We start from the raw sequence: 22,133 nt of genomic DNA, 5'->3' as shown, positions 1-22,133 counted from the left end.
ATACCATTTTGGAGGGAAATCAAATGAAAAAAATGAACAAATCGCTTGCAGTCACCGCCTTTGGAGCTATTCTTGCCGTCAGTGCAATGGGGTCCGCTTTTGCAGCGGAGACCGATACAACCTTAACTCAAGAAGCAACCGCGAAGCCATTCGCTTTGCATAAAGATCGTGGCATTAATTTTGAACAGCTGGCGGCAGAAAAAGGCATCACGGTCGATGAGCTGAAAGCGCAGATGGAGCAGGAGCGCGGCACGAAAGGTAAATTCCGGGGCGGCCGGGATCTGGAGTCGCTGGCAGCCGAGAAAGGCATCACGGTCGATGAACTGAAAGCGCAAATGGAGCAGGAGCGCGATGCGAAGCTGGAGCAATTGGCCGCAGAAAAAGGAGTTACGGTGGACGAGCTGAAGGCGCAGATGGAGCAGGAGCGCGGCACGAAAGGTAAATTCCGGGGCGGCCGGGATCTGGAGTCGCTGGCAGCCGAGAAAGGCATCACGGTCGATGAGTTAAAAGCGCAAATGGAGCAGGAGCGCGAAGCAAAGCTGGAGCAGTTGGCCGCGAAAAAAGGGATGACTGTCGATGAGCTAAAAGCGCAGATGGAGAAAAACCACGTCGCACGCGGAATAAAATAAATATAATTGCAGCGAAGAACGGTCTGTTTTGTGCAGGCCGTTCTTTTTCTTTCGTTTCAATAGGGACGAGCTTATAGCCCGATACCTGTTATCGGGACAAATGCCCAGGGCATAGAAATAGGCTATAAGTATGTTTTATCCAAATCGAAGTTTAGGGGGTTCTGGTCAAGTGCAACCAATGATGGCTCATCCGATGATGTTCCCGCCGTTGTTAAAAACGGTGCAAGACTGCTTGAATATGTGCGAGCATATGGTGACAGCTATGCTCGGCACACCCGATATTCATGCCAGAAGAAGGCAGATTCTTCTACTGCGGGATTGCGTGACGATATGTGCAACGATGGCATCTTATTTGGCGAGCGCCAGCATTTTTTCCAAGGCGACGGCCGGACTGTGTGCCCAGATTTGTGAAATGTGCGGGAACGAGTGCGCCCGATTCCCGGATCAAATGTCGCAAATGTGCAGCAGGATCTGTCTGCATTGCGCTCAGGAGTGCAGGGCATTTGCCATGATGCAAGGGTAAGTACAGGAACAGCATATTTGAATAAAAACAGTCGGCTGTTCGTTTTATGAGCAATCGGCTGTTTTTTATGTTGTATAATCATACTACTCGGAAAGATGACATGAAATCTGTGAAACTTAACGAATTAGAGGAGGAATACATACATGAAAATCTATAACTTCGGCAAGGACATAGGACAGGAAATTAAGGCGTTTGACAGTAAAAATCTAATCATGACAGGAATGATTGACGCAACGGACAAGATTCGCATGGGCTGCATGCATGTCGATGCAGGCGGAATCGTCGGCTATCATCAAGCATCCGTATCACAATTGTTTGCCGTCGTGGCAGGAGAAGGCGTTGTCAAGGGCACAGAGGATAAAGAGTACCGCATCAAGGCGGGATATGCCGCATATTGGGAAGAGGGCGAATGGCATGAGACCAGGACGGAAGCGGGACTGACCGCGATTGTTATCGAAGGAGTGGCGTTGAATATCAAGATGAAGGAGGAAGAATGGCAGGCACACTGAGGCGCGAATTGAATTTGATCAGGTACCTTGATCAGGGAGGAAGGCTATTTTTGTATATTAAAGGGCGTGCGAACAATATACAAGATTGTCATGTATAATGAAAAAGCCTGCATTGGTGAATCTTACGCATCTCGTTCGAAAGGGGTTTTTTCACAGCGATGAATGATCGCCATCAGCTTTTTCATACATTGTGCAAACGTCAAGTGCGGTTAGCGGATCACTCCTCTTATGGAATCGGAGGGAAGGCCGATTATTTTGCGATGCCGGAAACGGCGGAACAGCTTATGACCATCTTGGATAGGTGCAAAACATACGGGATGGAATATTTCGTGTTCGGCATGGGGACGAACATTCTGTTTCCGGAGCGGCCGCGGCGGGGAACCGTCTTTATTTCCTTGAAGAACTTCGCCGAGATCAGACAGGTTGACGGGTCCGCTTGGTTTGTTTCTTCTGGCTTACCGCTGTCGATGCTGTCCGTCGCAGGCTTGATCTGGGGAACATCCGGATTTCATTTTACATATTTGCTGCCGGGCTGCGTGGGCGCCGGTATTTATATGAATGCGAAGTATCACGATGATCAGATGGGCGATAAGGTAGAGAAGGTGCATTACGTGGATGTAACCGACCCGACGCTGTCTCTGCAGGTCATCCGTGCCGAAGATTGCCAATTCTCCTATAAACAATCGATCTTTCAACAGAAGCCATGGATCATCGTAGGGGCGGAGCTCCGGGTTCCCGAAGCTGAAGAACCGGTACAGGGCGGACTCAGCGGCATCCTGGAGAGATATAAGGAAAGCAGCGGCAAGCTGTCATCGCTGTCGCAGTTTTATTCTTTCTTTTCCAATGAAGTGAAGGGGCTTCAGCTTAGTAATCACGCTATACCTGGGCAACTGTCGGATATCGACCAGTACCGGACGGGGAACCGGCATTTTACTTCCCGATCTTGCGGCTCTTTCTTTAAAAATAACTACGCGGCAGGCGCCTCGATCGGTGCCCTCGTCGATAGGCTTAGCTTAAAAGGGCTTGCTCATGGCGGGGCGATGATTTCGCCGTATCACGGCAATATGATTTTGAATCATAACGATGCGACGGCGTCCGATATCCTCTATTTGAGGGATATCATCTCTGAGGGGATTTACCGGCACTTCGGCTTCATTCCCGAACCCGAAGTGGTGATCGTTCCGGAAGCATAATCACGCCGATCGCATTGACCTTAACGTGACGTCATAGTCTATCCTCGAATTATCATTGCTGTGGAGGAGGACTGTCCGATGAATAGGGTAATCAAAAATGTGATCATTGTGACGATGAAAGATGGGGAAGCTCCGTATCATGGGGATATCCATATCGCAGGGGATACGATTCAACAAATCGGACCTTCCCTGGACGTGGAGGCTGATGAAGTGATCGAAGGGGAAGGCATGGTCGCCATGCCCGGCCTGATCAATGCGCATCAGCATACCCCGATGAGCTTGCTGCGGGGCTTCTCGGATGACCTTAAATTGATGGATTGGCTTGAACGCAAAATGCTGCCCGCAGAAGCGAATATGACGCCCGAAGATATTTATTGGGGCGCCAAGCTGTCGATGGCGGAAATGATTAAATCGGGCACGACCGCATTCGCGGATATGTACATTCATATGGATGAAGTCGCCGCCGCAGTTGAAGAAGTGGGCATGCGCGCTTCTTTGTCCCGGGGAATGGTATTCCTGCAGGACGACAGGGGCCAGAGATTGACGGAAGCGCTTGGGCTTATCGAGCGCTGGAACGGGAAGGCAGACGGCAGAATTACGACGATGCTTGCTCCCCACGCGCCGTATACTTGTCCGCCCGAGCCTCTGAAGCACATCGCAAGGCTGGCCGAGGCGATGAGTCTTCCGATCCATATCCACCTGGCCGAGACGACAGAAGAAGTGGTGTCTATCCGTGAAAAATACAACGAGACGCCCGCCCAATATTTGTACAATACCGGGTTGTTCGAGAAGGCGCATGTGCTGTTGGCGCATGGCGTGCATATGACCCGGGGAGACATTGGGCTGTTGAAAGGCATGCGCGGCGGCGTGGCGCATAATCCGGTTAGCAACTTGAAGCTAGGCTGCGGGATTGCGCCGATCGTAGATATGATAAACCAGGATATTGTGGTTGGCTTGGGAACTGACGGCGCCGGAAGCGCCGCCACGGTCGACCTGTTCGAGGAGATCAAAGCGGCTGCCTGGCTGCAAAAACTCGACTACGGCGATCCGACGAGGCTGCCTGCCGGCCAGGCGCTGCGCATGGCGACCCGGGAGAGCGCCAAGCTATTGAATATCGACCGTGAAGTGGGGACGCTCGAAGCCGGCAAGCGGGCCGACCTGATCCTCATTGACATGAACAAGCCGCATCTGCAGCCCATCCACCAGATCGAATCGCTGCTGGCCTACAGCGCCAACGGAGCGGATGTCGACACGACGATTGTCAATGGGCAGGTGCTGATGAGGCATCGGCAATTGATGACAATCGACGAAGATGAGGTGCTGCGGCAGGCCTCCATCCGGGGTAAACGCATCGTAGCGGGAATATGAATTGTAACTAATCGCCTTCTATTCAGCAATTGCGGCTGGGTAGGCGGCGATTTTTTGTGCCTGACGGGACGAAAAATTTGACAATGAGAATCATTATCAAATAAACTGAAATATAAGGTGACGAGAGCTTTTTTTACCTTAGGCAAAAAAATAGCACATATACAATATGTATTCGATATATTTAGTATAGCTCATTTTGGAGAGCTTCTACTTCTGATTCGAGGAAGAGAGGGAAACGTAGTTGAATCTGCAAATGAATACGCGAAATTTAGACTGTGTCTTTGAACAGTTAAGCGATATATCTCCGTCGACGGATCCGCAAGAGCAATATCAGTATACTGTTCCGATTCTGGGTGGCACAGGCCGTGTGCAGCGGATTGTGCTGCGGCGTGGAATGGAGATTAATTGGTTCGAGGCGAGTCTGTCCGAACCGGTGACGATGGATGTCGGCATCCAGTATCCTCACCTGGAGATCACGTATACATTGTCAGGCCAGGGTTGCTGGAGTACGGAGGGCCGAGCTTCAGACTACGGCTTGGCGCCCGGCGTGTCCAATTTCATCTTCATCCATGATTCGAGGGTGCATGCGGAGCTGTATCCGCAGGAACGGTTATGGCATATGGAGCTCCGGCTAGATTTCCGCCAGTTCCGCGACCTGCATCCTGATGTGGTCCGGCTGACGGATGACTCCACGTACTGCAGACAGACGGCCGGTTCTCCCCACATTGCCCATATCGTGGAACAAATGGCGCAATGCCCTTATCGGGGAAGCCTCCGGAAGCTGTATCTGGAAGGAAAAGCGAATGAACTGCTGGTCCATCACCTGGACGGGGCGCAAAAGGAAGAACGGGTCCGAACAGAACTATCCAAGCTGAACGCCGAGGATATCCGGTGTCTTCACGAAGCGAGGGAAATATTGACTCATTGCTGGAGGAAGCCTCCGAGCCTGCTTGAGCTTGCCAGATTGGCTGGCTTGAATGATTATAAGCTCAAGCTCGGCTTCAAGGAATTGTTCGGCACGACCGTATTCGGCTACGTGCGTGCGCTGCGAATGAATGAAGCGCGGAAAATTTTGGAGAAAGGAGAAGGCAATGTGAGCGAAGCGGCCCTCATGGTCGGCTACCATAATATAAGCCATTTTTCCGCTCTGTTCCGCAAAACCTATGGCTATTATCCGAGCGAACACGGGAAGGCGAACGCGTCTGGTCAAGCCCGTCATCGCACCAAATCCGTCCAAAGATAGCGAGATTCCGCTTCCAGCTAGCGATGCGTCTAGGTAAGGAAGCTTAGTGTACGTGGTCACTTCTTTTATCAATATGAAGCGTGCCATCGCTTTGCAGTTCCGCATAAAATATTTGTTGAATATGAGCGATTGAGCTTCCGGCTTTGCGGAGCGCTTTTTCCAGCCATTCGTTAGACAAGTTCAGATCACGAAGATTTTGGACGACCACTGATCCGTCGACAATAATCTCAGTCGGCATATATTGCAGCGGTGCAGTTTTCACGTTTACATCTTCTTTGGCTGCGACTTGTTTTTCCGGCTTTTTGAGAACACTAATTCGGCCATGCGGTTCAAGAACAGCATATTCAACATCTTTGATCGAGAAAATATCTTTCTCCCGAAGCAGCATGCTCAAATCATCCATGTTCAAATGGGTGGAGGCCATCGTTTTTTCGAGAATTTTTCCTTTTTTAATAATGATGGCGGGTTCGCCATCCAGCAGCACACGGATGCGCGGGAACTTTAAGGCAAGCTTGCTGACGCCAATTGTTAAGATGCTCCATACAGCTAAACTGATCAACCCGTCTTGAATGGAAATACGCTTGTCTACCGCCATTACTGCTGTTATAGATCCAAACGTTATGCCTGTAATATAATTGAATAGCGTAATGTGACTCATCTGTTTTTTTCCAAGCAGCCGGCTGAATAGAAGTAACGATATAAATGCGCACAGAGTTCGAACGATGATTTCCATCCACACACACTCCTTTTGATGGGATGTTCCCCAACTACAAGAAGAAATATTCGCTGGTTGTCTATTTGCAATGGAGGGAGAGATGTGAACGAGGTGGAAATAAGGGAAAAATTAACTCAGTTAAATCAACCAGACCGAAGGTAGTCTTGGCGGGAAGCATATCGACGAGATCGGCAGCATCATTTCGAGACAGTTCGGGGTACAGGTCTATTATGTCAGGTAACGTGTGAGTGGGATAGCATCTATACATATACGGTAAATAAAGAATGGAATATATAAACCGTTACAAGGAGCAGCTGCAACATTCTAGCTCCTTTTTGATCCGGGCATTCGACTCATGTGCTGCTTTATCCTTTCTATGTCGACAGGATTTTCAACTGAGCACCGAGAATAAGGATATGAAGCGAAATTTGTTCAAGCGTTACTACAAATAATCTATTGAAAACAAGACAAGGGAGAGGAACCGGGATGATGCAGCATGTGCTGGATAAAGGATATGTCCGGTTAGTCGATCATATGGGATCTGATCTGACTGTGGTGAATGCGGCCAGGGTATCCTACGCGAAAGAATCGAAGGAATTGAATGAAAAAGATATCAGACTGATCAAGTTTCTAGCCCGGGAAGGGCATACGTCTCCATTTCGGCATGCCATCATGCAATACGAGATCTATGCGCCTCTTATGGTCGCCCGCCAATGGTGGAAATATGTTGTCGGATCTGCTCATATGGAGGGCACTGGGGACAGCCTAGAAGGCTGGAACGAGTCAAGCCGAAGATACATCACCGAGGAACCGACATTCTATATCCCGGCTGAAGGAGAATGGAGAAGCCAGCCTGAAAATTCGAAACAGGGCAGCGGCGACCCATTATCGTGGGGGCTCGGGCAAAAATATACGGACGAGCTTATGAACTATATCGAGCAGGGGATTGCCAAGTATGAGCAAGCGCTTCAAGATGGCATTTGCGCTGAACAAGCCCGTTTATTCTTGCCGGCATATGGCATGTATGTCCGTTGGTATTGGACCGCGTCGCTGCAGTCCGTATGTCATTTTGTGAACCAGCGTCTGGAGCACGACGCGCAGCAAGAGATACAGGAGTACGCCAAAGCGATACTCGAACTAAGCAAGCCTCTGTTCAGCCATTCGATAGACGAGCTGCTGCATAAGTAAATTTGCACGATATGCTTACAGGAAGTGCGCAGCTTCGTCTGGCGTCTCAAACATGGATAAAGCATGAAGGAACCTTTACGCCTGCTGCGACTTATGAAGAGGCGAAGCAGGCCTTTGCCGAGGGAGCTAGTCATGTCACGCATTGCTTCAACGGAATGCGGCCGATTCATCATCGGGATCCCGGACTTGTGGTCGCCGCGTTCGAGGAAGAGCATGTCAGTCTTCAAGCGATCGTGGATAACGTCCATTTGCATCCCGCGATCGCTCGCACATGATGCATCGATTGAAGGGGCCGCAGCGAATGGTGCTGATTACGGATGCTCTGCAGGCAATGGGGCTGGGTGACGGGACGTACACCTTTGGAGGCCATCAGGTCGAGGTCAGCGGCGGAATCGCCCGCTTGAAGGACGGAACGCTGGCATCAAGCACGATCACCATGAATAAAGCATTGCAATTGACGGTCGAGCTCGGAATCCCGTTAACCGATGCGGTGCAGATGGCTGCGACGACTCCCGCCGATATCCTCGGGAATCATCATACAGGCCGGATCGCTCCCGGCTGTCAGGCCGATCTCGTCCTCCTCGATGATAACTTCGATGTTCAATGGACGATGATCGAGGGGGTAAGGATAGATTTGGCAAGAAAATAAAGAAAGAATAGAAAAAATCCATTATAATGACGACAGGGAGATGTTTATCTCATTCGGCCAGCTCGTCAATATCGCTGCTCATGTCTAGCCCCAACGAAGGGAGCTACCTTGAACACAACGATAGAAACCGTTATGGTCTTACGGAACTCCTTCTCATTCAAAAAGCAAGAGGACCGCATACCGGAAAATGGGATCTTCCCGGCGGAACAATTGAGTTCGGAGAGAAGCCGTATGAGGCTCTTGAAAGAGAAATAGAAGAGGAGACCGGCATTACAGGTATCGATGGAAAGATTAGATCAGCGATCTCATATACGCTTATTTACCCATATAGTGCAAATCAATTGGAGGAGCTCCATCATATCGGCATTATTTATGATGTAGAATTGCTTGATGACCGCTATGAATTAAGAGCAAGCGGGACGGACAGGATTCGTTAGGAGCCCGCTGGATTGCCATCGATAAATTATCTGAGCTTGATGTCACGCCATTTGTGGCGGAGCTGTTCCGGGATCGAGGAGAGTCATTTGGATAAAATGCTGATAACACGGTTGGGAACGGCATATTTGGCAAGGCGAGCGTCTGGATGACTCCATTTTTATTCATAGATTAGCGTTGTCCCGGGCCCATTCGGGCCAGGAGTTGGGTAAGGCGATTTTACGCTGGATCGCACAAGGATTACAATTTCCGGAATCTAAGAAATATATAAAGCTGGATTGTGCAGACGACAATGGGAAGCTCAATGAGTATTACAAAGCGAGCGGCTTTCAGTATGCAGGCAGCACGGATGGACACAGCAAGTATCAAAAGGAACTGCTGGCAGGCATTGATATTGGTGGAGGCAGACGCTTTCCAAATGGAGGATGAACATGGCAAACCATATGACATCAATCGGATTTCCAGTGCAATCGCGTGAAGACTTTGAGCAGATAGCAGGCGTTGCGATAGAGCACGGAACGCTGCTGGAGGCTGATCAAGGTCAATATATATACTTTGAAGCAGGCAACGGAATTGAACTGTGGCTGCAGGTTAATCAAGAAAATGAGATCATCGGGTTGAATCCGCACTTCGCCGGTAAATCAAGACTGGAGGTCGGGCTTACGGCGATAATCGATCGGGAGACCGATTCTGTGCTGGACGGCGCATGTCATGCCTGGATGGAACCAGACGAATCTCTTGAATCTGGAAGCTGCCCGTTTGTGTTCGACATGCCGAACCTTGGACTTTTTGGCCAGGTCGAAGTTCCGCAACGGATAAGCATCCAGTTGACTGCTTTTTCCCATGAGGTCAATGTATATGATAATGAAGAAGAATATAGTCAATCCCAAGAAGGGGAAGTGAAATTCGCAGCTGAATCATTTATCCCTTCCGGCTTGTTCGGAAATTCGAATGAACCTGCATCAACCGCAATATTTACGGGCAGAGTCGTGGAGGCTACGGTGATACCAAATGAATACGCCGGCAGCTCTTTCTCATGGTGCAAAGTAAAAACACTTGGCGGAGAAATCGATGTCGTTACCGATCTTGAGCTGCTTGACAAGGATATTGCCGTGGGAAGCATTATATCCGGCTCCTTCTGGCTTAGCGCAAAGTTTGTGGACGAGCCATGATGTGTTTATATTATGGGAACAAATGTTCTTTTTCTATAAAATTCATTAGCTATTAACAGTTCAAAAGTGTATAAATAAGTGCTATTAAGTCTGTTCACGAAAGGAGATGCTCACTTTTGGAGGAGATCAAACCAATGCTTGTGGCCATCCTGGCCCGGCTGGAGACGGAATCAAAGCGGGATTAGCTGGAATCAAGGTTGTAGAAGTCCATGTATACTTCGCAGATATGCCCATCCTGCGGTGATCGCAACAAGGCAAAAGATCGGACGTATCAGTGTTCATGCGGTTATCGCGCACACCGCGATAGAGTTGGTGCAATCAACATCATGTGTCAACCTGTGGCAGATGGTAACAGTCTGTCAGCCTAGTTAGCTATATGCTCTGAATTAGGATGGGCTATTGAACTAGCCCTCAACTTAGCAGTTGTACAAAACAGAAATGGTCTGCGTGCGCTTACTAGCTAAGAATCCCATGGCTTTCGCCGTGCGGAGGTTCAAATGTTCTTAAACGTGAACTAGTTTGAGAGGGGCGAGAGCCCTTTTTTTATATTGTACAGACGTTACAAAAATAGGGGCGTTTCTGTTGCACCACGCGAACAAGCCCAGACCGTACTACCAGCCTCCATTGATATTCCTCCCTCCGTTGGACTCATCGCGAAGATAACACCGCAGATCAGGGCATATACGAGTCGGCACATTGCAAGCTTCCGGATTCTCCCCTGGCTGAATAATCCATCGCGGAAATTCATAATAATAGAATATAATCCGGAAATTACTAACGCGATGAAGGAGAGCGAAGATGGATAATAAAAGCTTGAACAACAGTGGGAAAGGCGACGCGAAGGAGCATGGCACTTCTGTAACGGGCTCCGGGGATGCGCTCGATAGGCGCATGGGGGATGGAGAGGACGCTTCCACGCTAACGACACGCCAAGGGCATCCCGTTCACAATAACCAGAATATCCGGACGGTAGGAACTCGGGGACCGGCAACGCTGGAAAATTACCAATTCATCGAAAAAATTACGCACTTTGATCGCGAGCGCATTCCAGAACGGGTCGTGCATGCACGCGGCGCAGGAGCACATGGATATTTTGAAGCCTACGGAAAAGTCGGAGAGGAGCCAATCTCCAAATATACGCGTGCGAAACTGTTCCAAGAGGCGGGGAAAAAAACGCCTGTGTTTGTCCGTTTTTCTACGGTCATTCATGGGGGACATTCCCCGGAGACGCTTCGCGATCCGCGAGGCTTCGCCGTCAAATTTTATACGGAGGATGGGAACTGGGATCTCGTCGGCAACAATCTGAAAATCTTTTTTATTCGCGATGCGATCAAATTCCCGGATATGATTCACGCCTTCAAGCCGGATCCGGTAACGAACATTCAAGATGGTGAACGCTTCTTCGATTTCTGCTGCAATTCGCCGGAGACGCTCCACATGGTCACGTTCGTATACTCACCGTGGGGAATCCCAGCCAACTATCGTCAAATGCAAGGGTCCGGCGTCAATACATACAAATGGGTCAACAAAGACGGTGACGCCGTTCTTATCAAATATCATTGGGAACCGAAGCAGGGAATCAAAAACTTGACGCAGGCCGAAGCGGAGGCGATTCAGGCCAAAAACTTCAACCACGCCACACAGGATCTCTATGAGGCGATTGAACGCGGAGATTATCCGGAGTGGGAGCTGTTCGTGCAAATATTGAGCGACGATGATCATCCTGAGCTGGACTTCGACCCGTTGGATGATACGAAAATATGGCCGAAAGATGAAATTCCGTGGCTGCCTGTCGGGCGGATGGTGTTGAATAAAAACCCGCAGAACTATTTTGCCGAGGTGGAGCAGGCCGCCTTCGGAACCGGGGTGCTCGTCGACGGGATGGATTTCTCGGATGACAAAATGCTGCAGGGCCGGACGCTTTCTTACTCCGACACGCAGCGCTACCGCATTGGCGCGAACTACCTGCAGCTCCCGATCAATGCGCCGAAGAAGCGGGTGGCTACCAATCAGCGCGACGGCCAAATGGCCTATTATGTGGATGTCGCTCCAGGCCAAAATCCGCATATCAACTATGAGCCGTCTTCGTTGAACGGCTTGAAAGAAGCGCCTAGAACGAATAAGGAGTATACGCCGCATGTCGAAGGGAAGCTAGTGCGGGCCAGCATCGACCGGACAAATGATTTCAAGCAAGCAGGCGAGACGTATCGGGCATTTGACGAGTTCGAGCGCGATGATCTGATCTTGAATCTGGTCAACACGTTGAAGACCTGCAATACTCATATTCAGGAGCGAATGATCGAGCTGTTCACGAAATGTGATAAGGACTATGGGCGCCGTGTTGCGGAAGGATTGCGGAACAGCCCGAATTCATCCGATCATGGCCCGATTGGCTCGACGCATACCGGAGAAGCGGTCAAGGAAGCCGAACGCACAGGACATGAGACGGATTCGTATTAAGCGAATAGGAGATGCAGGAAGCCGCTCATGCAGAGCGGCTTTTTCGTTTTGTACAAACGAAAAAAGCCATTTCGATTTTATCCATTGTAATCCCTGACGATATTCAGTACGCTCAAAATAGATAATGGTAATCATTATCATAAGAAGGCGTAATTTTATTCATGTTCGATACCTTCGCTTCGTTGGACGAACGGATGAAGGAGCTCGGCATCATTTTTAATAAAGAAAAGGAAGTGGAGGGTTGGCTGCAAGCGCATCATGCCAAGGCTGCGGCGATGTGGGAGAATCTCCATTCCACGCTGCTGAAGCCAGGGGAGACGGCATCGGTCTTCACGAATTATCCCGGTGACCGCCTGTTCGTGATGGCGCGGGCCGGCCTTCCGCAGTTATTATACGGTCCGGGAGGCATGAAGCCGACGGCTCCGATTCAGGAGATTCTCGATGCGAATGAGGGCTTCAGGTTGATTTCCCCGGAATCGCTTGGCGAGTTCGCAGGTGATCGCATCTTTATCCTAGATCCGGTTGACGATGAGGCCAAGCGGTCGACAGAAGCGCTTCTGGAGAGTCCAATTTGGAAGGGGCTGCCTGCGGGTAAAGACGGACATGTGTACCGGCTGTACAATTCGCTGAGAAGCAAGCTGTCATTTTTCGCAATGATGGCTTGCTTTTGTTTCATTTCTATTGAGTGCCGGCTCATCGTGGTGGATAATAGAATAATAGGCGATGGTGAATCAAGAAAGTCCAGGAAATAGCGAGGAGCAGTTATGCTGAAATACACATTATGCTTAATCAAGCAAGGCAGCAAAATATTGCTGTTAAACCGCGAGAACCCGGCATGGATGGGCTGTTGGAATGGAGTCGGAGGGAAGATTGAGGAGGATGAACAGCCAAGGGCTTCCATGCTGCGGGAAATCAGGGAAGAAACAGGTCTTGAAGCTCTTCATATTACTTTTAAAGGCTTAATGACATGGACTACCGGGGAGAGAAGAGATTTTGGCGGGCTCTATCTCTATGTGGCTTCTATTCCGGAAGAGCATCGGTACCCGACACCAGTCAAGACAGCGGAAGGGATATTGGATTGGAAAGAGATCCGATGGATTATGCATCCCGATAACGCCGGGGTTGCCTCCAATATTCGGAGTTGTCTCGAACAGGTGCTGCATGATAAGCAATGCTATAATCACCATTGTATTTTTGTAGGTGGTTCGTTGAGCAAGCAAATAACGACACCGGTCGATCCGAGCATCGAATACGATGAAGCGGCAAGGATGGAGTATATCATGAAGTATATAAGCAGCATTCCCGAAGCCGCGGCAACGACAATATAATAGATCACAAAAGTTCATATGCGCCGATTGTTGCTCGAATGGATGACTAGCCCTTTTATTTCTCTCAAGGGAAAATAGAGGGCTTTTTTTATCCTTGATATTGATAATCATTATCAATTGAGTTATAATAATTTTGTTTCGTGTGGAAATGATGAAGTTTTGCTGTTCACTTGTATGCATGCCTTGTTGAAGGGCTTCGGGAAGTCGTCCAAGTTTATTGACTGCAGCCCATTTTGTTACCTGAGTAAATAAAATGACTTCGTCATCGATATAGCGGGTTAAAGGGAAAGGGGGCACTTGCAGAAATGGAGCATTTCGATCAAGTAAAAAAACAAATTTATGATCTTCGCTGGAAAATGATGCATTTGCTCGAGCAAGAAGAGAGTTGGGAGATCGCAACATTTCGCAAGAAAGCATTAGAAGAGGGGTTAAGGGAAGGGTCATACAACTTCAGCATGATTCACGTCATTGATTGCATCGGCCGTTATGAGCCCATCAATACGACATCGATTGCAGACAAGATGGAGCTGTCGAAGGCAAGCATTACGAAGATGACGTCGAAGCTGTTCGATGAGGGATTCGTCAAGCGCACGCAGCTCAATGACAACAAAAAAGAAGTATATTTTCGCCTAACTCCGAGAGGCCGGAGACTCTTCGACCTGCACGAGCATCTGCACCAGGCCGAGCAGAATCGCTTTCTCCGGTTTCTTGATCGGTATACGCCGGAACAGTTGGATTGCATCAAGGAGTTCTCGCGAGACCTGGTTGAGTATTATGAACAGAAACTGACAGAAGGTGTAGAGGGTTAGAAGGGAGTAGGATCTGGCTATGTTCGCTTCCGATATTATGGTTCGGCGGGTTATCAAAGTGAAGGAAACCGATACGGTCGAACAAGCAATCGAGCGATTTGCTGGTTATCGGGTTAGCGCTCTGCCCGTTGTTAACGAGCGTAATGAGATTTCCGGGTTAATCAGCCAACGCGACGTGATGCAGTATATTCGTAAGTTTGATATTAATTTTTGGATGTTCCAGATGTATATGCCTCTGCCCGTATATATCGATGAGGAAGCCATGAGAGCGAAATGGCAGCGCTTGGCCGGCCGCAATGTTATGGAAATTGCCGCGCGTGATGTGACAACGGTGCCAGTAGACTCCAAAATTGAAGAAGTGGCCACGTTATTTTGCAATAAACGGGTCCAAAAAGTCATCGTGGAAAGGAACGGGGTACTGGCAGGAATGATCAGCCGTGGCGATATTATTCGGTATTTAGCGGATCGTTCCTCTGCCCTCGCTGAAAAGGGGATGTCCGGCCTGTGAACCAATGATTGCAGCAATATTTCGAGATGGGCAAGGTAAGGAACGATAGAGTTCTTGTCTAGCTCTTTTTGTTGCTATGTAAAGCTATATCCATTTGTTATCATATAATTAGATACATACATCGTCATTGCCTTTTTAGGGTTCGCGAATGAACGGATGTTATAACGCTTGGCCGACCAGGCCGGAATTAGCCATTCGATAGGAGGGGAAAGGGAATGATTATGGAGCGCGTCATCTTTTTGACGGACAATCCGTTGGCAACGAAATCGTTCTATCGCGATGTGCTGGAACTTGAAATTGTAGAGGAACGGGATGATTCCTTCACTATACGGGCGGGGGCTACCCAGGTAACGTTTCAGAAGACAACGGAGTTTGCCCGCCCATTTTATCATTTTGCCATGAACATTCCGGAGAATAAGTTCCACGAAGCCAAAAGCTGGCTTCAAGCACGAGTAACTTTAATCGAAGAAGACGGGGAGGATGAAGTCTTTTTTACCTCCTGGAATGCTCACTCCGTCTATTTTGAAGATCCTTCCGGCAATATCGTCGAATTCATCGCCCGGCATAATTTATCCAACGCGATCTCGCACCCGTTCGGCAGCGGCGATATCCATGGCGTCAGTGAAGTCGGAGTCGTTGCCAATGAGGTGATTCCATTTGTCAGGGCGTTGAATGACATGGGCGTGCCGAACTGGAGAGCGGATGATGAAGGCCTTACTCCGGTTGGCGATGAGCATGGGCTGTTCATCGTCGTCAAGACAGACAGAGAATGGTACTTCTCGAATCAGAAGCAAGCGCAATTCTATCCGGTCAAAGTGCTCGTTAGCGGGATCGGATGGATTACATTTGCAGATGCTTCGAAGATTATTTTTTAGGCCAAACAGCACGTATATTGGAGGAAACATAAACATGGCAGTGCTATGCAGAAACGGATACTTCTATGTCCTGACAGCGGCTTTTTTCAGCTCAGCGTGGGTGCTGGAGACTTATTATCAGAAAGCATCCTTGTCCAAAAGCGTGGCGATGGCTCTTTTTGTCACGGTCATGATAGGCTGTTTGGCCCTATTTACGTGGAAGGCCAAGAGTCCGTTCATGGTTATTCAATATTCTTTTTTCGAACGGGATTAGTTTTTGGCTTTCTGTGGTTGAGAACGAATAACCTGATTGCTCCCGTATTCGTTCATTCCATCATTGATGCGATAAGCGGATATCAAGCGATTGTATCTAAGTATCCATTTTGGTGAAAATTCGTACGTATCGGACCTTACCTGAAAATCAATTGCGAAGACCTTGACGGGCACAATACCTTTCAAGGTTTTTTGTTATGCCGGGCTTATTCCGGTAACTGTATTCGGAACCCCGAAGTTTTATTTTGGATTTATGGAGGGAGACGTAAGAGGGAAACTGAACGAGTATCACTACAGCGCGTACAAGGATGTGTGCTCGAGGTGTACGAGAAGTTAAGCGAAATCAAAAAGATCGATCCTGGTTCTCAATTAAAATAAAGAGAAAATATTCTAAATATAGAAAAACTCATAATAATATTGCAAAATAATGTATTTTGATATATATATATAGGTGTCGACGAATTTCCCATAATGCCTAGGTAATGGTAAAATCGAAAGGAGAGTAAGAAATGGAAAACAACCTATTTGATTTAGACATCCAAGTTAAGAAATCCTCTGACAATATTGAACCTCAGGTGCTTAGTGTTTGGAGATGTAGCGGTGGATGCAGTGATGATGGAAGAACTTCTGCCACTTGCGTCGCAACTGCAGGTAAGAGCTGCTTTACAAACATAGGATCACTTTGCTAGAAATTATTAACGTAATGTTTAGGTAAGAAAAAGAAAGAAGGGGAGATGTCCGTTCCTCTTCTTTCTATCGTTATTGCTTATAAACTGTACATGCCAATAAACATCGATCCAAGCCGAGGTTCACTTTCGCCGTTCGAAAATACGTTTCATCGACCAGCGCTTTCTGTAATAGCTCATAATTTGCTCGTTCGTTAGAGAAATATCTGTACTTAAAAAAGCTGTCACCTTCTCACGATCAAGCGCTTCTCCTTCTTTCCAGCAGAAAAGAACGACTCCATTGTCAAGCAAATTGAGCCTTCCTTCATAACGATAGACGCGATAATGGTCTGCTCCGATGGTCACGAGATCGGTATCAGACTTCGAAATACATACGTCATTTGATTGGAAATAGGTACTTGCTTAATGATGTCGCAAGCCAGATCAATTTTGCTTTTATCGCCTGACTCATAACGTTCCGCTACAAATGGATACAGGGTGATCCTTCGATCGAAGAAACACCCGTGTCGAAGGCCTTGTTTTCTCACACTCCGTATCATCTACAATGACAAAGATAGACTGTTTAATATTACATAGTTTCATTGGAGGAGAACAAAAATGATAAAAGAGGCTCAATATAGAGTCTTGGATTTTTTTATGATTCGCACTCCCATTATATCTATTGATAATTTTATTAACTTGTTTCCTGAAGAATGTTCCGATAAAGACTTAATCAAACAGGAGACATTAAAAAAAGTAATTACCTTAACTGAAAATAGCTGTGTTCGAGAAGCAATTGCCGTATCAAGTGAAAGTCTTTATAATTCGTTATCAATTTTAAAAGAACCAAATATCGTTACCAAAAAAAAAGATCAAGTACTAAATAGTTTTCTTCGTTACATGATAAGAATGATGACTCGTCCAACTCCATTCGGTCTCTTTTCTGGAGTAACCTACGGACATTTTAGTGATATACCTCAATTAAATATATGTGAAGTAAATTCATACCGTAAACGAGCGAGACCTGATATGCAGTGGCTATTAAAAGTTGTTAAGAAAATTGAGGCTGACAAAAAAATTGTCTCCCAACTTAGAGTTCAATTCAATTTCTTAGTGTTTATTAGGGGAAGTCGAGCAAAAATTGATGCTGCGATGCGTTATGGAAAGCTTAAACTTAATGAGAATGATAGTGTTTCGGTACGCATTAACGAAGCATTTCATTTCGTTATGGAGTCAAGCAAAGAGCCAATTCTATATTCAGAGCTAGTTCATTTGATGAGATCTAAATTTTGTGATGCGGATTTTGACGCAATAGATCAGTATATATGGAACTTATTCGAACAAGAATTTATTATTTCTGAGTTGCGAATGCCCTCTACAACAATAAAACCATTTGAGAAAATATTAAGCATTCTGAACGATATCAAAGGAATAGATGGATTAGTTGCAGACTTGAAGAAAATAAGTCAAATGATAAAAAAATACAATGAAACTGAGATAGGCTCAGGCGAAATGAATTTTTTTGAACTGCAAGAAGTAATGAAAAAAATAGAAACCGCAGATAATGTCTTGCAAGTTGACTTATCTTTAGAAGATAAATCGTTAACTTTACCCAAAAGGGTAAAAGAGGACGTGGGGAAGGCAGCAAATATACTATGCCGAATGGCACCAAGCAAAAATCAGCATCTTGCAGAATATTGCAATGAATTTATAGAAAAGTATGGGCCTTATCGGGAAGTGCCGTTGCTTGAGCTCCTTGATGAGGAAACAGGACTAGGGCCCCCGGCAACATATCGTCATCCTCGAAGTAATCAACGAAAGATTGAAAGGAAGGAATCTAAATATGAAGCTAAGCTTGAAGAATTACTATTCAATTGGTCAATCACATGTATTCGCTCAGGAGAAGAGGAAATTATACTAACTGATGAAATGCTGGAGCAAATTGGTGAAGATGAGTTGTTGATGAACGATAAAACTAGCCCCTCTATGGAGCTTTATTTTAAATTAGTATCAGATAGTATTCAAAAATTATCAAATGGAAAATACAATCTTATACTTGGACGGAATCCTGGGTCTGAGGGAGCAGGTAAGTCATTTGGCAGGTTTATTGATATATTAGGTAAGGATTTTCAGGAAAAGTTAAGAACTGTGTATCAGGAAGAACAAAATCTTGAACCCAGTAAAATATTTGCGGAAATATCTTACTTGCCCAGCTCAGGCAGAATTACTAATGTAATTTTAACTGAAAATCAAAGAATGTATGAAATACCATTAGGAACTTCCTCCTATTTTCCAGAGGATAGACAAATTTTAGTATCTGACCTATTGGTAGGAGTGAGGAACAACCATTTCTATATAAAATCTATACGACACAATTGTGAAGTTATTCCAACTGCTGCACATATGCTGAATTATGAGCTAGCCTCCAACATTTACAGATTTCTTATAGAGGTGGGACAAAATCAATTTAGACATTGGTCAAACATTCATTGGGGAAAAATGAACAGTTCTCCATACATACCTCGATTGCGCTACGATAATATTGTTTTGAGTCCTGCAACATGGAATGTAAATGTCGAAGTAACTAAAGACCAAAAAGGGACGATAGAAGAATTTTTCCATTATTACAAAGATAAATGGAAGGTCCCTAGATACGTGTATTTAACTGATGCTGATAATCAAATTTTATTAGATATTGAAAATCCTCTGCATCTCGAAATGTTATGTAGAGAGTTACAGAAAAACAGACATATCATCCTTACAGAATGTTTTGAAGTTTTGAAGAGAAGCCCATTACAGCAAATAAATGCAGGTACAGTGGCAGCAGAATTTGTTTTCCCTATGGTCCGTACAGCTCAAAGACAAGAAGAAACTCATCAGGAAAAAAAGACTGCAAAAATTAAGAAAATAAATTTCACCTTGCATGAGAGGGTTTATCCGCCAGGGGGGGAATGGGTCTACTTTAAATTGTATGGCTTAGGCAACAGGCAGGACGAGTTTATTGGGCGTCATTGGGAGGAATTCCTTGAACTAATTAATGGCTATAGTCAATTAGCTTATTTTATCCGCTATGCTGATCCTCAGCAGCATTTACGTATTCGCTTTAAAATTTCAAAAGGAGAATATTATAAAGATTTAATGAATGATATTAACCAGTGGAGCGTGAAATTACTAAAAGATGGAATGATAACCAAAATTACATTCGATACGTATGAACCAGAAATTGAACGTTATGGAGGTTATCAGTCGATGCGGTTAGCGGAAGAACTCTTTGCGATTGACAGCTTGCTAACAGCACAGTTGGTTCATTTGATTAGGTTTAATAAAACTAATTTAGATATAGAAACTATTGCAATTTTAAGTGTAATAGAGTTATTTCATCAGTTTGAATACACAAATGAAAATATGTTATTAGAGCTGAATAAATATTTTGAGTTAAAAGATCATTTACCGGAGTTTAGAAATCGCAAAGGTGAACTGCTAAAAATGTTTGTACGAAAAGAATTGTATAAGGAACAGCCATATGCACCTTTACTTGAAAGTTTTAATAGTAGGAGTGATTCTGTTAAGAATTACAAAAGGGCAATAGACGAATTAAAATCAAATGGTGAACTAATGAATACTTTCGACGACATTGTATTCAGTGTTATTCACATGCACTTAAATCGACTTCTAGGACTAGATCGAGATCTAGAAAACAAAATCATGACGTTAGTACGACATGCAGTAAACAGTTTCATCCAATATCGGAGGAACTGCAAATGATCATGAAACAAAAAACTATACTATGGAATACCTTGTTTCAAGGGTCAAGGCTGCTTCATTTAATGTTCAAATTAAACAAGCTATATATCGTATTAAGCATACTTATTTATATTATTCAGGGATTTATCCCCGTACTCTCTCTTATGGCTATGCAAGGGCTTTTAAATACGATATCTTCCAATTTCGGAGCTACTGCTTCATCGGTTATTTCACAATTTGCATTTTTTTCCTTCATTATTTTCTTGAAAAATATTATAGGGACAATTCAAGGTTTTGTTGAAGGCAATCTTGAAGCTCGGGTTTCTAAATCACTAAATGTACTGGTCTGCGAAAAATCAACCTATTTGGGATTGGAAGATTTCGAGAATTCTTCCATTAACGATAAATTAAAGAGGGCCTCTTCGGAAGCTGCTTATAGACCATACCAAATGTATACACAACTAGTAAATATGATGTCCAATTGTGTAACATTAATTTCTTCCGCAGCCATTCTTGTGTTGTGGAAATGGTGGGTTGTTATTTTATTGATTATTGCCTCTACTGCATCGATATATTCAACAATCAAAGTGAATCGTGAACAGTTTGAGGTTTTTATGAAGCGTACACCATTATATAGGCAATCGTGGTACATGACATATCTTCTTACTAATGATCAAGCTGTGAAGGAAGTTAAGCTATTCCAGTTGGGACCCTACTTGCTGGATAGGTATAGAAACTTCATGGATGAATTCTATAGGGTTGATAGGGCAATTCTCCTAAAGCGAACGAAATATAATTTACTATACGGGATTTTAGAACTAGGCGTGGTGTTAGGACTTATATGGATTGCTGTAAGGGATACCTTAAAAGATAGTTTGCTATTGGGGAGCTTATATGGATACATCCAGGCAATTACACTCTCTCAAAGCCAAATTCGCTCAATCATTCAAGGGATGCTGCAGTTTTCTCAAAATAATCTTTATTTAAATCAGATGTTCGATTTCTTAGCTTTGCCTACCTCAGACCCTGCCTATAGATCGACAAATGCAGAAAAAAAAGAAATTGTAGATTTTAATATAGAAAAAGTTTCTTTTAAAAATGTTACTTTCACTTACCCGGGGCAGAAAAAGAACGCGCTTAATGGAGTTAGTTTTTCTCTTTCTAAGGGCCAAGTATTAGCGATAGTCGGTGAAAACGGATCAGGGAAATCTACGCTTGTTAAATTGCTTATGCAGTTATATAATGACTATGGTGGAAAAATAGAAATAAATGACAAAAATATATATAATTATAATATAAAGGTTTTTCAAGGTAAAATAGGAGTTGTCTTTCAAGATTTTTTGAAATATGAGATGTCAGCTAGGCATAATGTTGGTTTCGGTTCGATAAATCAGTTGTCTGAAAATACAGAGATTCATAAGGCTATCGAATATGCAGGGTTGGAAGAAGTAGTAGAGCGATTACCTTATGGTCTGGAAACACAATTAGGGCGTTGGTTTGAGGAAGGCTATCAACTTTCTGGAGGGCAATGGCAACGTATAGCAATTGCTCGCGCCTTTATGAGAAATGCAGATATGTATATATTGGACGAGCCCAGTGCATTTCTAGATCCGATAGCGGAACAAGAGTTATTGACGCTGTTTCAAAATTTAATGAAGGATAAAATAGGGATCTTTATTACTCATAGAATTTCTTCCGCTGCTTTAGCAGATTATATACTCGTTATGAGAGATGGAGAAGTAGTTGAGCAAGGCACTCATGCTCAATTAATGGATTTGGGAGGTTACTACAACCGAATGTTTAGAGTACAAGCAGAGTCTTTTGTACAGAAAACTATTGCTATGAGCTAACAATCTGTATTAACAAAG

The 22,133-nt window shown here is 45.3% G+C and carries 23 protein-coding genes and 1 pseudogene; 23 read left to right on the top strand and 1 reads right to left on the bottom strand.

Annotation, left to right across the window (positions count from 1 at the left end; genetic code table 11):
- Nucleotides 1–23 precede the first annotated feature (23 nt).
- The 6 genes from FLT43_RS03650 to FLT43_RS03625 all read left to right on the top strand — a co-directional run bounded on the left by FLT43_RS03650 (nt 24) and on the right by FLT43_RS03625 (nt 5,465).
- A complete protein-coding gene (locus FLT43_RS03650) occupies nt 24–629 on the top strand; it encodes a hypothetical protein (RefSeq protein WP_087440975.1) in 606 nt (201 codons plus the stop codon).
- A gap of 130 nt (nt 630–759) precedes the next feature.
- Nucleotides 760–1,152 carry a four-helix bundle copper-binding protein gene (locus FLT43_RS30985; protein WP_479691893.1) on the top strand — a complete coding sequence of 131 codons (393 nt, stop codon included), beginning with the start codon at nt 760–762 and terminating at the stop codon, nt 1,150–1,152.
- A gap of 143 nt (nt 1,153–1,295) precedes the next feature.
- Complete coding sequence (locus tag FLT43_RS03640) at nt 1,296–1,661, top strand: cupin domain-containing protein (protein WP_087440974.1); 366 nt, start codon at nt 1,296–1,298, stop codon at nt 1,659–1,661.
- 158 nt (nt 1,662–1,819) lie between these two features.
- Nucleotides 1,820–2,854, top strand: a complete 1,035-nt coding sequence (locus FLT43_RS03635) for a UDP-N-acetylmuramate dehydrogenase (RefSeq protein ID WP_087440973.1) — start codon at nt 1,820–1,822, stop codon at nt 2,852–2,854.
- Between the two features lie 78 nt (nt 2,855–2,932).
- On the top strand, nt 2,933–4,222 hold the full coding sequence (locus FLT43_RS03630) for an amidohydrolase (protein ID WP_087440972.1): 1,290 nt from the start codon (nt 2,933–2,935) through the stop codon (nt 4,220–4,222).
- 241 nt (nt 4,223–4,463) lie between these two features.
- Nucleotides 4,464–5,465: a helix-turn-helix transcriptional regulator gene (locus FLT43_RS03625; protein WP_087440971.1), complete on the top strand. Its 1,002-nt coding sequence runs from the start codon at nt 4,464–4,466 to the stop codon at nt 5,463–5,465.
- A gap of 43 nt (nt 5,466–5,508) precedes the next feature.
- On the opposite strand, the gene FLT43_RS03620 is transcribed toward FLT43_RS03625, so the two are convergent.
- Nucleotides 5,509–6,198: a DUF421 domain-containing protein gene (locus FLT43_RS03620; protein ID WP_087440970.1), complete on the bottom strand. Its 690-nt coding sequence runs from the start codon at nt 6,196–6,198 to the stop codon at nt 5,509–5,511.
- Between the two features lie 468 nt (nt 6,199–6,666).
- Here FLT43_RS03620 and thyX point away from each other — a divergent pair, with 468 nt between their 5' ends.
- From thyX to FLT43_RS03540, 17 genes and pseudogenes are all read left to right on the top strand, one after another.
- Complete coding sequence (thyX, locus tag FLT43_RS03615; RefSeq protein WP_087440969.1) at nt 6,667–7,368, top strand: FAD-dependent thymidylate synthase; 702 nt, start codon at nt 6,667–6,669, stop codon at nt 7,366–7,368.
- Nucleotides 7,369–7,454: 86 nt separating this feature from the next.
- Nucleotides 7,455–8,017, top strand: a pseudogene (locus FLT43_RS03610) (N-acetylglucosamine-6-phosphate deacetylase); the annotation flags it as partial.
- A gap of 26 nt (nt 8,018–8,043) precedes the next feature.
- Nucleotides 8,044–8,454 carry an NUDIX domain-containing protein gene (locus FLT43_RS03605; RefSeq protein ID WP_244194064.1) on the top strand — a complete coding sequence of 137 codons (411 nt, stop codon included), beginning with the start codon at nt 8,044–8,046 and terminating at the stop codon, nt 8,452–8,454.
- A gap of 202 nt (nt 8,455–8,656) precedes the next feature.
- Nucleotides 8,657–8,881: a hypothetical protein gene (locus tag FLT43_RS03600; protein ID WP_244194063.1), complete on the top strand. Its 225-nt coding sequence runs from the start codon at nt 8,657–8,659 to the stop codon at nt 8,879–8,881.
- A 2-nt stretch (nt 8,882–8,883) separates the two neighbouring features.
- Nucleotides 8,884–9,624: a hypothetical protein gene (locus FLT43_RS03595; RefSeq protein ID WP_087440968.1), complete on the top strand. Its 741-nt coding sequence runs from the start codon at nt 8,884–8,886 to the stop codon at nt 9,622–9,624.
- 209 nt (nt 9,625–9,833) lie between these two features.
- The gene (locus tag FLT43_RS03590; protein ID WP_373994946.1) at nt 9,834–9,992 is read left to right on the top strand and encodes a zinc ribbon domain-containing protein; all 159 of its coding nucleotides are present in this window, start codon (nt 9,834–9,836) and stop codon (nt 9,990–9,992) included.
- Between the two features lie 430 nt (nt 9,993–10,422).
- Nucleotides 10,423–12,084, top strand: a complete 1,662-nt coding sequence (locus FLT43_RS03585) for a catalase (RefSeq protein WP_373994947.1) — start codon at nt 10,423–10,425, stop codon at nt 12,082–12,084.
- 161 nt (nt 12,085–12,245) lie between these two features.
- Nucleotides 12,246–12,836 carry an ABC transporter substrate-binding protein gene (locus tag FLT43_RS03580; protein WP_244194062.1) on the top strand — a complete coding sequence of 197 codons (591 nt, stop codon included), beginning with the start codon at nt 12,246–12,248 and terminating at the stop codon, nt 12,834–12,836.
- Nucleotides 12,837–12,848: 12 nt separating this feature from the next.
- The gene (locus FLT43_RS03575) at nt 12,849–13,412 is read left to right on the top strand and encodes an NUDIX hydrolase (RefSeq protein ID WP_087440967.1); all 564 of its coding nucleotides are present in this window, start codon (nt 12,849–12,851) and stop codon (nt 13,410–13,412) included.
- Between the two features lie 305 nt (nt 13,413–13,717).
- Nucleotides 13,718–14,221 (top strand): MarR family transcriptional regulator, encoded by a 504-nt coding sequence (locus FLT43_RS03570; RefSeq protein ID WP_087440966.1) that lies wholly within the window; start codon nt 13,718–13,720, stop codon nt 14,219–14,221.
- A 19-nt stretch (nt 14,222–14,240) separates the two neighbouring features.
- Nucleotides 14,241–14,729, top strand: a complete 489-nt coding sequence (locus FLT43_RS03565) for a CBS domain-containing protein (protein WP_087440965.1) — start codon at nt 14,241–14,243, stop codon at nt 14,727–14,729.
- Between the two features lie 215 nt (nt 14,730–14,944).
- Nucleotides 14,945–15,604 carry a VOC family protein gene (locus FLT43_RS03560; protein ID WP_087440964.1) on the top strand — a complete coding sequence of 220 codons (660 nt, stop codon included), beginning with the start codon at nt 14,945–14,947 and terminating at the stop codon, nt 15,602–15,604.
- A gap of 34 nt (nt 15,605–15,638) precedes the next feature.
- The gene (locus FLT43_RS29935) at nt 15,639–15,857 is read left to right on the top strand and encodes a hypothetical protein (RefSeq protein WP_087440963.1); all 219 of its coding nucleotides are present in this window, start codon (nt 15,639–15,641) and stop codon (nt 15,855–15,857) included.
- The gene (locus tag FLT43_RS30760; RefSeq protein WP_369124657.1) at nt 15,800–15,973 is read left to right on the top strand and encodes a CPBP family glutamic-type intramembrane protease; all 174 of its coding nucleotides are present in this window, start codon (nt 15,800–15,802) and stop codon (nt 15,971–15,973) included. Before FLT43_RS29935 ends, FLT43_RS30760 begins: the two co-directional genes overlap by 58 nt.
- A gap of 392 nt (nt 15,974–16,365) precedes the next feature.
- Nucleotides 16,366–16,545: a gallidermin family lantibiotic gene (locus FLT43_RS29660; RefSeq protein ID WP_115057873.1), complete on the top strand. Its 180-nt coding sequence runs from the start codon at nt 16,366–16,368 to the stop codon at nt 16,543–16,545.
- 594 nt (nt 16,546–17,139) lie between these two features.
- Nucleotides 17,140–20,286, top strand: coding sequence for a lantibiotic dehydratase (locus FLT43_RS03545; RefSeq protein ID WP_087440962.1), 3,147 nt, complete (start codon nt 17,140–17,142; stop codon nt 20,284–20,286).
- Nucleotides 20,283–22,115 (top strand): ABC transporter ATP-binding protein, encoded by a 1,833-nt coding sequence (locus tag FLT43_RS03540; RefSeq protein ID WP_087440961.1) that lies wholly within the window; start codon nt 20,283–20,285, stop codon nt 22,113–22,115. Before FLT43_RS03545 ends, FLT43_RS03540 begins: the two co-directional genes overlap by 4 nt.
- Nucleotides 22,116–22,133: the final 18 nt, after the last annotated feature.

It is taken from the genome of Paenibacillus thiaminolyticus (genome assembly GCF_007066085.1).
GTDB lineage: Bacteria > Bacillota > Bacilli > Paenibacillales > Paenibacillaceae > Paenibacillus_B > Paenibacillus_B thiaminolyticus.
This window is presented reverse-complemented; position numbering and strand designations above follow the sequence as displayed.

What these genes read in the sequence shown, in the direction of transcription:
- FLT43_RS03650 (WP_087440975.1), top strand. Translation starts at nt 24, where the DNA reads ATGAAAAAAATGAACAAATCGCTTGCAGTCACCGCCTTTGGAGCTATT.
- FLT43_RS30985 (WP_479691893.1), top strand. Translation starts at nt 760, where the DNA reads ATGTTTTATCCAAATCGAAGTTTAGGGGGTTCTGGTCAAGTGCAACCA.
- FLT43_RS03640 (WP_087440974.1), top strand. Translation starts at nt 1,296, where the DNA reads ATGAAAATCTATAACTTCGGCAAGGACATAGGACAGGAAATTAAGGCG.
- FLT43_RS03635 (WP_087440973.1), top strand. Translation starts at nt 1,820, where the DNA reads ATGAATGATCGCCATCAGCTTTTTCATACATTGTGCAAACGTCAAGTG.
- FLT43_RS03630 (WP_087440972.1), top strand. Translation starts at nt 2,933, where the DNA reads ATGAATAGGGTAATCAAAAATGTGATCATTGTGACGATGAAAGATGGG.
- FLT43_RS03620 (WP_087440970.1), bottom strand. Translation starts at nt 6,198, where the DNA reads ATGGAAATCATCGTTCGAACTCTGTGCGCATTTATATCGTTACTTCTA.
- thyX (WP_087440969.1), top strand. Translation starts at nt 6,667, where the DNA reads ATGATGCAGCATGTGCTGGATAAAGGATATGTCCGGTTAGTCGATCAT.
- FLT43_RS03605 (WP_244194064.1), top strand. Translation starts at nt 8,044, where the DNA reads ATGACGACAGGGAGATGTTTATCTCATTCGGCCAGCTCGTCAATATCG.
- FLT43_RS03595 (WP_087440968.1), top strand. Translation starts at nt 8,884, where the DNA reads ATGGCAAACCATATGACATCAATCGGATTTCCAGTGCAATCGCGTGAA.
- FLT43_RS03590 (WP_373994946.1), top strand. Translation starts at nt 9,834, where the DNA reads ATGTATACTTCGCAGATATGCCCATCCTGCGGTGATCGCAACAAGGCA.
- FLT43_RS03585 (WP_373994947.1), top strand. Translation starts at nt 10,423, where the DNA reads ATGGATAATAAAAGCTTGAACAACAGTGGGAAAGGCGACGCGAAGGAG.
- FLT43_RS03580 (WP_244194062.1), top strand. Translation starts at nt 12,246, where the DNA reads ATGTTCGATACCTTCGCTTCGTTGGACGAACGGATGAAGGAGCTCGGC.
- FLT43_RS03575 (WP_087440967.1), top strand. Translation starts at nt 12,849, where the DNA reads ATGCTGAAATACACATTATGCTTAATCAAGCAAGGCAGCAAAATATTG.
- FLT43_RS03570 (WP_087440966.1), top strand. Translation starts at nt 13,718, where the DNA reads ATGGAGCATTTCGATCAAGTAAAAAAACAAATTTATGATCTTCGCTGG.
- FLT43_RS03565 (WP_087440965.1), top strand. Translation starts at nt 14,241, where the DNA reads ATGTTCGCTTCCGATATTATGGTTCGGCGGGTTATCAAAGTGAAGGAA.
- FLT43_RS03560 (WP_087440964.1), top strand. Translation starts at nt 14,945, where the DNA reads ATGATTATGGAGCGCGTCATCTTTTTGACGGACAATCCGTTGGCAACG.
- FLT43_RS29935 (WP_087440963.1), top strand. Translation starts at nt 15,639, where the DNA reads ATGGCAGTGCTATGCAGAAACGGATACTTCTATGTCCTGACAGCGGCT.
- FLT43_RS29660 (WP_115057873.1), top strand. Translation starts at nt 16,366, where the DNA reads ATGGAAAACAACCTATTTGATTTAGACATCCAAGTTAAGAAATCCTCT.
- FLT43_RS03545 (WP_087440962.1), top strand. Translation starts at nt 17,140, where the DNA reads ATGATAAAAGAGGCTCAATATAGAGTCTTGGATTTTTTTATGATTCGC.
- FLT43_RS03540 (WP_087440961.1), top strand. Translation starts at nt 20,283, where the DNA reads ATGATCATGAAACAAAAAACTATACTATGGAATACCTTGTTTCAAGGG.